Origin of the sequence: Clostridium sp. CF012 (genome assembly GCF_018861755.1) — a bacterium.
Lineage (GTDB): Bacteria > Bacillota > Clostridia > Clostridiales > Clostridiaceae > Clostridium_AD.
This window is the reverse complement of record NZ_JAHLEF010000044.1, coordinates 19778-33847: the sequence shown is the minus strand read 5'-3', so window position 1 is coordinate 33847 and position 14070 is coordinate 19778. Positions and strand designations below refer to the sequence as shown.

General features: G+C 31.3%; 14 protein-coding genes, 5 tRNA genes and 2 other annotated features. Of the genes, 1 reads left to right on the top strand and 18 read right to left on the bottom strand.

Features of this window, described 5'->3' with window-relative positions:
* Positions 1–189: 189 nt before the first annotated feature.
* The 8 genes from pheS to ytxC all read right to left on the bottom strand — a co-directional run bounded on the left by pheS (position 190) and on the right by ytxC (position 6894).
* The gene (gene pheS / locus KPL50_RS23750; RefSeq protein WP_216300998.1) at positions 190–1209 is read right to left on the bottom strand and encodes a phenylalanine--tRNA ligase subunit alpha; all 1020 of its coding nucleotides are present in this window, start codon (positions 1207–1209) and stop codon (positions 190–192) included.
* Positions 1210–1284: 75 nt separating this feature from the next.
* Positions 1285–1498: a binding site (T-box leader), on the bottom strand.
* A 76-nt stretch (positions 1499–1574) separates the two neighbouring features.
* On the bottom strand, positions 1575–2357 hold the full coding sequence (locus KPL50_RS23745) for an RNA methyltransferase (protein WP_216300997.1): 783 nt from the start codon (positions 2355–2357) through the stop codon (positions 1575–1577).
* 12 nt (positions 2358–2369) lie between these two features.
* Positions 2370–3029 carry a TrkA family potassium uptake protein gene (locus tag KPL50_RS23740; protein ID WP_216300996.1) on the bottom strand — a complete coding sequence of 220 codons (660 nt, stop codon included), beginning with the start codon at positions 3027–3029 and terminating at the stop codon, positions 2370–2372.
* 11 nt (positions 3030–3040) lie between these two features.
* Positions 3041–4405 (bottom strand): TrkH family potassium uptake protein, encoded by a 1365-nt coding sequence (locus KPL50_RS23735; protein WP_253200785.1) that lies wholly within the window; start codon positions 4403–4405, stop codon positions 3041–3043.
* A gap of 151 nt (positions 4406–4556) precedes the next feature.
* Complete coding sequence (gene rplT / locus KPL50_RS23730; RefSeq protein WP_216300995.1) at positions 4557–4916, bottom strand: 50S ribosomal protein L20; 360 nt, start codon at positions 4914–4916, stop codon at positions 4557–4559.
* 27 nt (positions 4917–4943) lie between these two features.
* Positions 4944–5141: a 50S ribosomal protein L35 gene (gene rpmI, locus KPL50_RS23725; RefSeq protein ID WP_216300994.1), complete on the bottom strand. Its 198-nt coding sequence runs from the start codon at positions 5139–5141 to the stop codon at positions 4944–4946.
* A 20-nt stretch (positions 5142–5161) separates the two neighbouring features.
* Positions 5162–5689 carry a translation initiation factor IF-3 gene (gene infC, locus KPL50_RS23720; protein ID WP_216300993.1) on the bottom strand — a complete coding sequence of 176 codons (528 nt, stop codon included), beginning with the start codon at positions 5687–5689 and terminating at the stop codon, positions 5162–5164.
* A 34-nt stretch (positions 5690–5723) separates the two neighbouring features.
* Positions 5724–5834 (bottom strand) — a sequence feature (ribosomal protein L20 leader region).
* A 157-nt stretch (positions 5835–5991) separates the two neighbouring features.
* Entirely contained in the window at positions 5992–6894 is a 903-nt protein-coding gene (ytxC, locus tag KPL50_RS23715; protein ID WP_216300992.1) for a putative sporulation protein YtxC, read from the bottom strand.
* A gap of 155 nt (positions 6895–7049) precedes the next feature.
* Between ytxC and KPL50_RS23710 the strand changes: the two genes are divergently transcribed.
* Positions 7050–7745: a DUF6873 family GME fold protein gene (locus tag KPL50_RS23710; protein WP_216300991.1), complete on the top strand. Its 696-nt coding sequence runs from the start codon at positions 7050–7052 to the stop codon at positions 7743–7745.
* 331 nt (positions 7746–8076) lie between these two features.
* Here KPL50_RS23710 and KPL50_RS23705 read toward each other — a convergent pair whose 3' ends face one another.
* The 10 genes from KPL50_RS23705 to KPL50_RS23660 form a co-directional block, all read right to left on the bottom strand.
* Positions 8077–8988: a transposase gene (locus KPL50_RS23705; protein ID WP_216300990.1), complete on the bottom strand. Its 912-nt coding sequence runs from the start codon at positions 8986–8988 to the stop codon at positions 8077–8079.
* Positions 8989–9183: 195 nt separating this feature from the next.
* Positions 9184–9258: transfer RNA gene (locus KPL50_RS23700), tRNA-Cys, on the bottom strand.
* Between the two features lie 23 nt (positions 9259–9281).
* Positions 9282–9356 (bottom strand) — tRNA-Gly (locus KPL50_RS23695).
* A gap of 5 nt (positions 9357–9361) precedes the next feature.
* Positions 9362–9437 (bottom strand) — tRNA-Phe (locus KPL50_RS23690).
* Positions 9438–9460: 23 nt separating this feature from the next.
* A tRNA-Asp gene (locus KPL50_RS23685) sits at positions 9461–9537 on the bottom strand.
* Positions 9538–9542: 5 nt separating this feature from the next.
* Positions 9543–9618: transfer RNA gene (locus KPL50_RS23680), tRNA-Val, on the bottom strand.
* A gap of 340 nt (positions 9619–9958) precedes the next feature.
* Positions 9959–10840, bottom strand: coding sequence for an Hsp33 family molecular chaperone HslO (gene hslO / locus KPL50_RS23675; protein WP_216300989.1), 882 nt, complete (start codon positions 10838–10840; stop codon positions 9959–9961).
* Positions 10841–10861: 21 nt separating this feature from the next.
* Positions 10862–11608, bottom strand: a complete 747-nt coding sequence (locus KPL50_RS23670; RefSeq protein WP_216300988.1) for a class I SAM-dependent methyltransferase — start codon at positions 11606–11608, stop codon at positions 10862–10864.
* Between the two features lie 86 nt (positions 11609–11694).
* Positions 11695–11934 (bottom strand): small, acid-soluble spore protein, alpha/beta type, encoded by a 240-nt coding sequence (locus KPL50_RS23665; RefSeq protein WP_216300987.1) that lies wholly within the window; start codon positions 11932–11934, stop codon positions 11695–11697.
* 216 nt (positions 11935–12150) lie between these two features.
* Positions 12151–13848: a peptide ABC transporter substrate-binding protein gene (locus tag KPL50_RS23660; RefSeq protein WP_216300986.1), complete on the bottom strand. Its 1698-nt coding sequence runs from the start codon at positions 13846–13848 to the stop codon at positions 12151–12153.
* Between the last annotated feature and the right edge of the window lie 222 nt (positions 13849–14070).

Sequence of the window (14070 nt, the reverse complement as noted above, 5' to 3'; positions counted from 1 at the left end):
ATTAACTTCCATAAGTTTAAGGATAGAAAGACAAAGGCTTTATTTTTCAAAGATGCAATCTAATTCCTATTATTACCAATTAGGTTTTTCCATAAGTCAGTTAACACTATCCATTGTTTTGTACTAAACAATTATCAACGTTTAGCCTCTTGAATTCTTATAAGTCCTGTGTACTTATAAATTTTTATTTTAGAATTGTTTTAAAAATCTCATATCACTTTCATAAAGTGCTCTAATATCATCTATTCCGTATTTTAACATAGTAATTCTATCAAGACCAAATCCAAAGGCAAATCCGCTATAAACTTCTGGATCAATTCCACAGTTCCTTAATACGTCAGGATGAACCATTCCACAACCCCAAAGTTCAATCCATCCGCTACCTTTACAAACCTTGCATCCCTTACCATTACACACAAAACAAGTAGCATCCACTTCTGCTGAAGGTTCTGTAAATGGGAAATGGTGTGGTCTAAATTTCATTTCCATTTTATCTCCAAACATCTTTTTGGTAAATAGCTCTAGGGTTCCTTTTAAATCCGCAAAAGTAATTCCTTTATCTACTACCAGTCCTTCAATTTGATAAAAGATTGGTGAATGAGTAGCATCTACTGCGTCTGATCTATAAACTTTACCTGGTGATATCATTTTTATAGGCGGTTTCTGAATTTCCATAGTTCTTATTTGTACTGGTGAGGTTTGAGTTCTTAAAACTATACTATCATTTATATAAAAGGTATCTTGTTCTCCTCTTGCTGGATGATTTTTAGGTATATTTAAAGCTTCAAAATTATAATAGTCTTTTTCTACTTCAGGTCCCTCTTCTATAGCGAATCCCATAGATAAGAATATATCATTAACCTTTTCAAGTGTTAAATCTAAGGGATGCCTCTTTCCTACTGTTTGTTTTTTCCCCGGCATAGATATATCTATAATTTCACTTTTTAGCCTCGTTTCCACCTCATGGTTTTTTAATTGATCTGAGGCTTTAGTTATAAGTGTTTCTATGTCCTCGCGAACCTCATTTGCTAGCTTACCAACAATGGGTCTTTCATCATTTGAGAGCTGACCCATACCCCTTAATATTTGTGTAAGCTCTCCTTTTTTGCCTAAATACTTAACTCTTATATTTTCTAATTCTGTTTTATTTTCTGCTTTTTTTAGTTCTTCCAGTGCTGCAGTTTTTATGGCTTCTAACTTTTCTTTCATAATGATTGCTCCTTTCATATTTATGTAATTTTTACATTTCATAATTCTTTATAAAACAAAAAAAACCGTCCACAATGAAGGGACGGAAAATCCGCGGTACCACCCTAATTGACTAAAAAATAGTCCTCTTAGATAAAGTTATCGATTTTACCCGCCAACAGTTACTTTGTTTCACTGTTAGAACTCCGGAGTGAACTTCAATATAAAAATTCCCTTTAGAAGCTCTCAGTCTAAGGCTTCTTATCCCTGTAAGTATTTCTATATTTACTCTCTCCATCACAGTTTATTGTTATTAATTAATTTGTGAAAGTATACCAAACAGTATAACCACAATTACAAAAAAAATCAACTATAATTAAAAAATTCTAGTTATTTTTTTGTCTTACCACTTCATACATCATAATTGATGCAGCAACTGCTACATTTAAAGATTCTGCACCACCAGGCATAGGAATTTTAATTTTCAAATCACATAGGTCATAAATTTCGGTGCTTATTCCATTTCCTTCATTTCCAACTGATATAATAACTTTTTCTTTTAAATCTACTTCATAGAAGTTTTTATCAGTGTCGAGTGAACTAGCAACTAGTTTAAATCCGCTATTTTTAAGCTTTTTCACCACTGATAAATCATCATCACAAAGCACCGGTATTTTAAAAATGGAACCCATTGTTGCTCTTAAAGTTTTCTCATTATAAATATCCACAGTACCCTTTGTAATTATAACCCCTAATGCTCCCGCAGCATGAGCAGTTCTAATTATAGTTCCCATATTACCAGGATCTTGAATTTTATCAGCCAGAATATAGAACCCCTGGTCATATTTAATTTCTACTGGTTTATTCCGAACTACGGCCATAATACCTTGTGGATGCTCTGTATCACAAATACTTTTAAATAAACTATCATTAATACCATACACTTTAGTATTACTTTGTAGCTTGTTTTTCAAGGAAGAGTTTTCATATTTTAGTTCTCCACTTGAACTTATAAAAATATCCATCACTTCAAAATCGGAATCTATTGCCTCTTCTACAAACCTAAACCCCTCAACTAAAAACATATTACTACTTATTCTATATTTCTTTTCCTTTAACTTTCTAATATCTTTAATCAATAAATTATCTTTACTCTGAATATGTTCCAAACCTAATACCCCTTATTTAACTAGACTTTCTAATTTATTTAATTCTTCAATATTACCTATAGCCACAATAATATCTCCTGGTTCAATAGTATTATCAGCAGACGGTGAAACGTCAATATCATTGTTTCTTTTTATAGCCATTACATTTATGCCATATTGAGCTCTTATATTTAATTCTCTCAAGGTTTTATTATGCCATTCTTCTGGACTAACAACTTCCGCAATACTATAATCAGGAGACAATTCTATATAATCCAATATATTTGATGAGACTAGATTATGAGCAACACGTACACCCATATCTCGTTCTGGGAAAACTACTCTATTTGCACCTATTTTATATAACACTTTAGCATGCAAGGCATTAGTTGCTTTTGTAATTACATATTTTACTCCAAGTTCCTTAACTAAGAGTGTTGCCAAAATGCTAGATTGGATATTAGTACCTATACTAATAACAGCACAATCAAAATTACGGATACCAAGAGCTCTTAAGCTATTTTCATCATTTGCATCAACTTGAACTGCGTGCGTTACTTTATCTGAAATGTTCTGAACTACATCTTCATCAAAATCAACTGCTAATACATCATTTCCCAAAGAATATAATGTTTCAGCAACAGATGTCCCAAATCTTCCAAGACCTATAACAATAAACTGTCTCTTACTCATTAACCCCACCCCTATCCAATTAAAATTTTACCTTCTGGATATTTTATAGTTCCAGATTTAGAGCTTTTAGTTTTAGCTAATGCCAATATTATTGTAAGCAGTCCCACTCTCCCTGCATACATGGTAAGGGCTATTACTACCTTACCTGCAAATGTTAATTTTGTAGTTAACCCTAAGGTTAACCCAACTGTAGCAAATGCGGAAGTGGCCTCGTATAAAAAGTATTCAAAAGGAATACCCTTCTGCTCAGTAATAGATAATATCATGGTAACTGTTATAACAAGCAGTAAGGAAAGAATAGTTATTACAAAGGCTTTATACACAACATCCTTGTTTATGCGTTTTTGAAATATTTCAGTATCATCACGTCCGCGAACCACAGATACTACAGTCATAAAAAGCAACACCGCAGTAGTTGTTTTTATTCCACCAGCCGTTGAACCAGGTGATCCACCAATAAACATTAAAATTATTGTTAAAAACTTTCCTGCTGTAGTCATTTTATCTAAGGGAATAGAATTAAATCCAGCTGTCCTTGGAGAAACTGACGCAAAAATTGAAGATAAAAATTTGCCCTTTATAGACATACCTTGCATAGTATCTGGATTATTCATCTCAAAAATATACATAAGTATTGCCCCTCCAATGATTAACACAAGGGTAGTGTAAATAACTATTCTAGAATGCAAAGATAATTTATTAATCCCCTTGGAATTATAGATTTCTGCCCAAACATAAAATCCTAAACCACCTACTGCGATTAGTGCTGAAATTGTCAATATTACTACAGAATTATTTGCATAAGCAGTAACACTACTAAAATTCCCCATCAAATCAAATCCAGCATTGCAGAAAGAAGAAACTGCATGAAATATACTATAATAAATTCCTTTGGCTATTCCAAATTCAGGAATAAATTGTGTTGAAAATAATACTGCGCCTATTCCTTCAACAGAAAATGTAAATATCAATACATATTTAGCCATTTTAACCAATCCTTGCAAAGAATTAACATTCATAGCTTCCTGCATTATCAGTCTTCCTTTTAATGTTATTCTTTTTCCTAAAATCAAAAAGACTAGTGTGGTAACAGACATAAATCCCAGGCCACCTATTTCTATAAGTAACATTATTACTGTTTTACCGAAATATGTCCAATGTGTTCCTGTATCTACAGTTACAAGCCCCGTAACGCACACAGCAGAAGTAGAAGTAAATAAACAATCTATAAAGGGCGTAATTTTACCACTCTGAGAAGCTATAGGTAGACTAAGCAATATTGCACCTATGAATATTACTACAGCAAAACCTAATGCAAGTATCTGAACAGGAGTATATATATTTTTCCTTTTAATAGCCTTAATACTTGATTCCAAATTAATCACCTCTAAATTTTACAAATGATGTCATATTGCTATATTATAGCACCTAAAATAGCTAATAGCTAATTATATTGTCTAACATATATTTTATAAATAATGCAATAAAAAATGTAGCCTAAAGGCTACATTTATAAATAAATAGTTTCTAAGCTTGTAATTGTTTTTTAGCAACTGCTACTAATTCAGCAAAAGCTTTTGGATCATTGATAGCAATTTCAGAAAGCATCTTTCTGTTAATATCTACTCCTGCAAGTTTCATTCCATTCATGAATCTTGAATATGAAAGGTCACTCAATCTTGAAGCAGCATTGATTCTAGCAATCCAAAGTTTTCTAAAATCTCTTTTCTTTAATTTTCTTCCAATATAACCATTTCTTAATGCTCTTATTACTGATTCATTAGCTGTTTTAAACAACTTGCTTTTTCCACCATAGTAACCTTTTGCAAGTTTTAATACTTTTTTATGGTTTTTACGAGCGTTAACTGCCCTCTTTATTCTTGCCATTTAATATTCCTCCTAATCACCATTCAATTATAAGTATGGTAACAATTTTCTCATTGCTTTCATTTGAGTTGTTGAAACAAATGCAGTTTTTCTAAGATTTCTTTTTCTTTTTGGGCTTTTCTTAGTTAATATATGGCTTTTAAAGGCTTTCGCTCTTTTTAGCTTTCCTGTACCTGTTTTCTTAAATCTCTTTGCTGCGCCTCTGTGTGTCTTCATCTTAGGCATAATAAAATTCCTCCTCTCGGTTATGCTCTTTTAGGAGCTAAAATCATTATCATATTTCTTCCCTCTTGCCTGGCTGCTTTCTCAACAATGTAAACATCACCGATTTTTTCTACAAAAGAGCTTAATATCTTGTATCCCACTTTTGTATTTTCAATTTGTCTGCCTTTAAATCTTATAGTTATTTTTACCTTATCTTCATCCAACAGGAATTTTTTAGCGTTGCTAGCCTTGATTGCAATATCATGGTCTTCTATTGTTGCATTTAATCGTATTTCCTTAAGATTTACAACCTTTTGCTTCTTCTTGGCTTCTTTTTCTTTCTTCTGTTGTTCATAGATAAACTTACCAAAATCCATTATTCTACATACTGGTGGTTTTGCAGTAGGGGACATCATAACTAAATCCATGTCTTTTTCCTCTGCTTGCTTTAAGGCATCTTTAGTATTCAAAATACCTAATGCAGAACCATCAGCTCCTATAACTCTTACTTCTGAATGTCTTATTTCCTCATTCATCATGAAATCTTTGTTTTTACTAATAATTTTCACCTCCTAGGTGTATTTAGAAAATTTTATAATATCAAAATAATAAAAAGGACAGCAAATGCCGTCCTTAATAGTAACAAGTTTAAATTACTAATTAACCTAACTAGCATTACTGTTAGGTGAGAAACGGCTGTTTCTTCTTGTGAAACACAATTCTATTATATTAAAATGTTTTTTATATTTTCATTCACAACAATTTATACTATACTATTTAAATCCTTCTTTGTCAATACTTTTTCTTGCTTTTATTTTGATCACATTTTTACCTATAGACCTTTGACTTGTTATTTTTTTATATACCTTAATTACCATATGGCCATACCTTTTTTTATCTTTTCACACGCAGCACAATCATCACAATAATAAACTTTATTTTCAAAGACCTTACTTATAGTCTGTAATAATTCTTTATTTTTACAATTCTCTGCGCAATGTATAATTACTTTTTTAGGAGCACTCGTTATCATGGCGCTAATTATAAGTTCTTCTGTATTTTCCTTTGAATCAAACCTAACTTTTGGTAGTTCCATTAGCATATCTCCGGCTAAATCATTTCCTTCTTCATCTCTTAAATAATAATCTCCATTTTTTTCAATTAAGATATTAACCTCGCCTAGCTTACTCTCCTGAATTTCAACAAAGTATTTAAGCAACTTTATAAACTCATTATATTCTTTTTCTACCATATATTCTTCTACAATTTTATCAACTATACATTCTAAATCCATTTTTAGCTCTTTTGTCCTAAATGTCAAAAATCCACTTATATTAATTTCATTATTTTCTTCTATACACTTAGTTATTTTATCCATAACACTATTTTTTCTATTTATGCAATATACCATATTAGGACCAGATATTTCCCCTTCACTGAGCAATGCTAAGTTTATCTTAGGTTTAACTTGTTTTATTTCATCATATCCAAGAAAAAAATAAGTTTCTGCTAAAAAATCATTCATTTCTTTTTTACAAAATTCCATTATTACTATTTTATATAACATATTAGCAATATTTAAATTAAACGCTTTTATGCTACTATAATTTAAGTTGTCTTCACTACAAAAAAACTTTATGAAGTGAGTATCTCCTATTATAGATTCTGCTATGCCTAAAATCATTTTTTTCTGTTCAAAACACTTTTTAATGTCATTGATTTCATCAATAATGCATTCCATACTGCTATTATATACAACAGTTAATAAAAGCATCTCGCACACTCCCTTCTCAAAGATAGTATGCGTGTAAAATTAATGGATATGCAAAAATAAATTAAACAATTATCGACATATTGCAATTTACGATAGCTTTGTGTTATAAACTAAACTATACTAATAAAAAATATATATGAAATAAGAGGAACAAAATGAAAAATCTTATTGTTGATTTTAGAATTCATAAAGAAGAAAGTGAATATTTAATTTCTCTGGGATATAACTTACTTATTTGCCCTCCTAGTGATCTTTTATATGAGGCTGTATGTGGTCACCCAGATATGCTCATGCATATTTTAGACCATACTATCATTGTTCATAAAGATATAGATAATGAATTTATACAAGAGTTAGCTTTACTAAATTACAAAGTTTACAAATCGAATTCAACTTTGCAAAGTTCATACCCATATAATATATGTCTCAATGCAATATGCATAGGGGATATTTTTGTTCACTATGTTAATTTTACTGATACTAATCTTCTATCACTTTTAAAAAACAAAAGAATAATAAATGTAAAACAAGGTTATACAAAATGTTCTACTTGCATAGTAAATAATAATGCAATCATCACTAGTGACCTCTCTATTGCAAAAGCTTTAAGTCTTGAAAAAATAGATGTATTATTTGTCCCTCCTGGTGATATTCTTCTACCTGGCCTAAACTACGGTTTTATTGGTGGTGCAACGGGGCTTATTGAATATAATGTCTTAGCCTTCTACGGCCACATAGATCACTACCTGTATGGCAAAGAAGTATTAAGATTTCTGAATAAGCATAAGGTAGAACCTGTGTTTTTACGAAGTGGAAAACTTGTTGATAGAGGTAGTATTTTTAAGATTTAGAAAGCAACCGAAAGAGATGGGGACGGTTAACAATTATTTATTCTTTAATTAGTACAAGTTTTTCATGAAAGCTTGTACCTTTTCATTGATAATCTATCTGACTTCGCCCTTCTTTTATCATTTTTATGATCTATATATATAAATAAAAATTTAGTTTTAAATGCTTGTCCAGTTTTATTAAAAACAAAAAATTATAAGTAATTTTGAATTTTTTATTTATATAGCTTAAAATTGTTATATAAATGAATTTAAGAATTTAAGTACTATCTTTAAATCAGGTATTAAGCCCAATATTAAAAATTATAGTGAAATACATACAAGTGAATTATTACTAAGCATAAAATCCAATAAACTCTCCGATAATATTTTCATATTTTTCATCATTTCCAATTAATTCAATACCAATGTTACTCAATTTTGATAATCTGGCCTGTGAAATGTTTCCCAGAGTGTTGGATATCTCGCTGAATTTAAAATTGCAAAGACTGCGCATTAAAATAACTGTTAGGGATTTTGCACGTACGAGCTTTCTACTGTACTTAATGTTAAGATGAAACTTGGATATATTCATCTTTGATGCTATAAATTCCATTACATCTTCTGCTGAAAAATTTCTTACAAGTATCTTCCTTCCACTTCTATATTCTGTTTTTTCATCTTTGAATTCAAATTCTTCTTTTAATTTTTCGTCATTACATCCAAAAACATGGCTATAGTAGCTTTTTCTAGCGGTACTAATGTCATTTCCAAAAAAGTCCAAGACAAATCCATAATCAACTATATTGAAGTGGTCCCGTCTTTTCCCAATATATATTCCCAAGCTAGAAAAAGCATATTTTTCAGGACAATCTTTAAATTCACTTATATCTGTAGGATTATTATGTATATACAATGATACAGTCTTTAAATATTTGTCATTATCAACTATTTTGCTCTTAAATCTATCTTTAAAAAGATGGCCTTCTCTAGCATATTTTTTATTAAAGTACATCGCATAAGAAAAATTAATTCCGTGCATGACTTTTGATATGTCTGCCCCATTAGCATCAACCAATAAATGTGCATGGTTATCCATAAGACAGTACCCGTAAATTTTAACATTATAGAGCTTTTTATACTTCTTCACAAGTAATAAATACTTTTCTTTATCTTCAGAATCCCTATATAAATCTACCTCGCTGATACTTTTACACATAATATGAAATATAGCGTCGGCTGCTTTTAATCTTGCCTTTCTTGCCATAAAAAATCACCCCTACTCCTAAGTTCTTCTTTAAATTATTGCCTTTGGATAGAAATGATATTCATATTCTTATGTTAATAGTTCTAATAGTTGTTAACCGTCCCCATGCCACATGCCATGTTTTTTGTTTTGTTTCACACTCTGCTTATAAATTAATATAACCCTTAGAACTTTTCAGTTCTAAGGGTTATATTATGGAGGCGCCACCCGGATTTGAACCGGGGAATAAAGGTTTTGCAGACCTTGACCTTACCGCTTGGCTATAGCGCCATTAATTAAATTTAAATTATAGTTGGAGCGGAAGACGAGATTCGAACTCGCGACGTTCACCTTGGCAAGGTGACGCTCTACCACTGAGCCACTCCCGCAACACTGGTGGCTAGACCAGGAATCGAACCAGGGACACGAGGATTTTCAGTCCTCTGCTCTACCGACTGAGCTATCCAGCCTTATTAATGTTATTAAATTTAAATGGCGACCCAGAACGGACTCGAACCGTCGACCTCCGCCGTGACAGGGCGGCACTCTAACCAACTGAGCCACTGGGCCATATGTGGTGGGAACAACAGGGTTCGAACCTGTGACCCTCTGCTTGTAAGGCAGATGCTCTCCCAGCTGAGCTATGCTCCCACATATTTTCATCAACTATTATAGTCTACATCATTTCATAAAACTTGTCAACAACTTTATGCGTTAACTGTTTTTCTACTTTATCGTTTACTTTATAGCTGCTTACTTACTACATCACTATAATATAAAATTTTCTTGCTATTGTCAACAAAATCTATAGTGAATATTCATAGTTGTTTCACTTATGCTCCTTAATTGTCGAATTCCCGCTATTTTCCTTTGTTTTTCAACATATGGTAAACTACGTATATATTCCTATAAAATATAGCTTATGTTTAATAAATAAGAGGAAGGAGAACATGTATACTACACTTTCTCCTTTTAAAAACTATATTTTAATCTATGAATTAACACTTTTCAGTAATTGCTCAATGTCTTCATGATTAAATTCATAATTTTTATTACAAAAATGACACTGGATTTCCTCTGTTTTACCATCATTATATAATTCCTCTAGGTCTTTTTTGCCTATACTTATTAATGCCCTCTCAACCCGCTCTCTACAACAATCACATTTATATGTTGGCACAATCTCTTCAAGTATTTTAAGTTCCATGTCTTCAAATATAAATTCTAAAATCTCTTCAATAGACATTCCTTTTGCTATGAATTCCGTTATAGACGGAACTTCTTCAAGTCGATATGTTATTATATCAGCCAAGAATTCATCTGCACCAGGCATCATTTGGATTATAAACCCTCCTGAAGCTTTAATGCTCATGTCCGTGTCCACTAATACTCCAAGTCCCACCGCTGAAGGCGTCTGCTCTGAAACAGTAAAGTAATAAGCTAAATCATCGCCAATTTCTCCCGTACGAATTGGCACTTGACCTATATACGGCTCCTTTAGCCCCATATCTCTTATAACTCTTAAATAACCATCCACACCTATAGCACCGCTTACATCAAGCTTACCCTTGCTACTCGCAGGTAAATCCACATCTGGATTCCCAATGTAGCCTTTTACACTTGAATCTGCATGAGCAGTTACTACCACGCCTCTAGCTTTCCCTCCACCATCTATTTGCAAGGTTAAACTATCTTCCTTGGACTTTAGCATAGTTCCCATAAGCGTACCGGCTGTTAGCATCCTACCTAATGTAGCTGCTGCCGTAGGTGCGCATAAATGCATACCTACTCCCTCATTTACTAAATCCGTAGTTATGGCTGCAATTATTCTAACCTGACCACTCTTTGCAGTAGCTCTAACCAATTTATCCATATACCAATTCCCCCTTATATATTATTTTTTTGACTTAGAAAGCACATAACATATTCTCTCTGTGTTTTCACTTACTGCTTTATCTTCATAGTTATCCATTTTTTTTATTATTTCAAACCCAATTTCTTTTATAACACTTTCTACATATTCTTCTTTATAAGCTCTTTCTGAATGCTGCTCATCAAATCTTCTGTATACTTGTCCTTCTTTTATAAAAAAGGTTAAATTCATATCTACTATATCATTTTCTAAATAATTCTCCCAAATATATACTACATCCTCCGAATCATAATTATAAATATTATTACCAAGTATATTAGTTAATTTATAGTAAGAATTAATATCAAAAATAAATAAACTATTCTCTTTTAACAAATCATAAACCCCTAATAGATACTTTTTAAAATCTTCTTCTTCTAATATGTAGTTGGTCGAATCTAAACAGCAAGTTATAAGGTTAAAGGTATTGTTCAAACTCAATCCACAAATATCTTGACATACAAATTTTGCTTTAATACCTGCATCCCTATTTTTTTTCTCTGCTTCACACAACATATCACAAGATAAATCAACTGCCCATGTTTGATTAAATTTACTTGCAATTTCTATAGTAAGATTCCCTGTACCACAGGCTAAATCCAAGTAGCTCGACCTATCAATACCATATTCACTACAAATGCATAATATGTTGGAAGCCCACGTTTTATAATCAATGTCAGCATTGATTAGTTTATCGTATATGTGAGCAAATTCTTTATAACAATCCATTTGATCATTTCTCCTTTTAAAACTATAATGATATATAATATTCTAACCTATACACCAAATATTGTCCAAAATAATTTGCTCATTTTTTAAAATTCTTCGTTTTTAGGAAGATTTATACTTTTCTTTTTTTTTGTCATTAGACCCCCAACTCTTCCTGTTTCTTCTGCTGTTAGCCCACTCCAACCTACGGCTTCTATCTTTTCGGTTAAGCCTAATTCTTCGGCTATTTCATATTTTAATGTTTCCCGAAGCATTTCATTTTTAGTTAACTCTTTGTTCCCTTTTAATTTTGCTTTAATAATTTTTTTTAAAGGTGTTTTTCCCATGATAACCTCCAAATTGTATTATATAATATTTTAATATATTATATTTTTCACATATCTGGGGTTTTTTATTCATAATAACAAAAGAAACGCAAATATCTTTTTTCTATTAAACCATCTTATTGCGAATTTGCAATTTTAAATTTTATATTTTTTTGTAAATAAAAAGATAGTGCGATATTAAAAATTACCGCACTATCTTCTCATTTATATTTTATACTATTTTCTTCCTTCAGTATAAGCATATTTGAAGTCATTAGCTCCAAATAATGGTGACATTATTTTTTTTACATATTTAACGCTAAAATTATTTTTAACTCTATATACGGTTGGAATGATAACTGCATCATCCACTAATAATATTTGTTCTGCTTGTTTAAAGAACTCTGTTCTCTTTTCTGGATCAATTGTGTTACCAGCTTCTTTAATTAAATTATCATATTTTGGATTTGACCATCCAGTTGAAATTACATTAGCTCCCGTCATAAACATATCAAAGAATGTATTTGGATCGTTATAGTCTCCGTTCCATGCTACACCAGTCATTTGATAGTCAAATGCATCTGATCTCTTTTGAGCTATTGCCCACTCTACATATTCTACCTTTAAATCTATGCCTAAATTTTGCTTAAACATTTGCTGATTGTATTCTGCAAATTCTCTAGCTTTAGCATCAGTTCCTGACTCTAGGTAAGAAAATGTTGCTTTTGCTGGATCTGGATTTTCTCCAATTTCTTTTAAACCTTCAACCAACAATTTTTTAGCATCTGGATTTGCTGCCTTAAATGCTTTAACTGGCTCTATACCTACTTTTTCTCTATAATCTTTTCCGCCTATTTGGAGTGTTGGTGGACACCATCCATATGCTGGTTGAGCTAACCCTTTATATAAAACTTTAACTACTTTTTCTCTCTCATAAGCTAAACTGAATGCCTGACGGATTTTAGCGTTTTTAAAATATTTATCCTTTTGATTAAAATGAATATAGCTTTCTGATGGCTCATTAAATGTTGCTACATCAAACTTATTTGTTGCCTTGAATTTTTCAATCCATTCCGCTTTATCGGCTAAAACATAATCTATGGCACCACTTGATAATGAGTTCATTCTTGATGTTTCGTCTTTCAAAATATTAAGAGTTAATTTTTCCAATTTAACTGAATCTTTATCCCAATAAGTTGGATTCTTTTCAAATTCTATCTTACTTTGGTGTGCCCAATTTTTTAATATAAATGGTCCATTATATACCATCGTATTTGCTTCTGTACCAAATTTTTCTCCATTAGCTTTAACTATATCTTCTCTTTGTGGATACATAACTTTAAAGTATGTTAAATCTAAGAAGTATGGGGTAGCTTTCTCTAATGTAAACTCCAAAGTCTTTGCATCTATTGCCTTAATTCCTACTTCTTCAATTTTTGCTTTTCCTGAATTATATTTCTGAGCATTTTTTAAAGGAAATAAAATAAATGCATATGTTGAAGCAGTTTTTGGATTAAGTGCTCTTTTAATTGCAAATTCAAAATCTTGAGCTGTTACTGGTTTCCCGTCATTCCAATTAAAATCTCTTAAATTAAATGTCCATACAGTTTTATCTGCATTAGTTTTCCAATCTTTTGCTCCTGCAGGTTTTATAACATCTTTACCATTCGCATCTTGCTCAATTCTAGTTAAACCTTCCATACAGTTAACTAGAGTTTCTGTTGCATACCGATCAGTTGCAATTGCTGGGTCAAGTGTCTTCGGCTCAGCCCTTAAATAACCATTTAAAAATTGATCTTTGTCCATTTTAACTGTAGAAGCATCACCAGGTTTTGTTTCAGGCGCTGCAACAGGTTTCTTTCCACAACCTACTAATGCAATTGAAGCAGTTAGTGAAAGTGTTAGTATAGTAGCCATTAATCTTTTTGTTTTCACGAAAAAACCCCCCTTTAATATGTTTAGACGGATAATAAATATATATTTATCATAAATTTAATTTATATTAAAATAAATTCATGATATAACCTAATTAACTTTATTAACATCAAATATAGCACGATTCTTATATTCTGTATATTCTATATAATGTTATTTTACACATTACTTAAATTCATATTATCATAATATACCATCTTTTTTAGAAAATCAAGTATAATT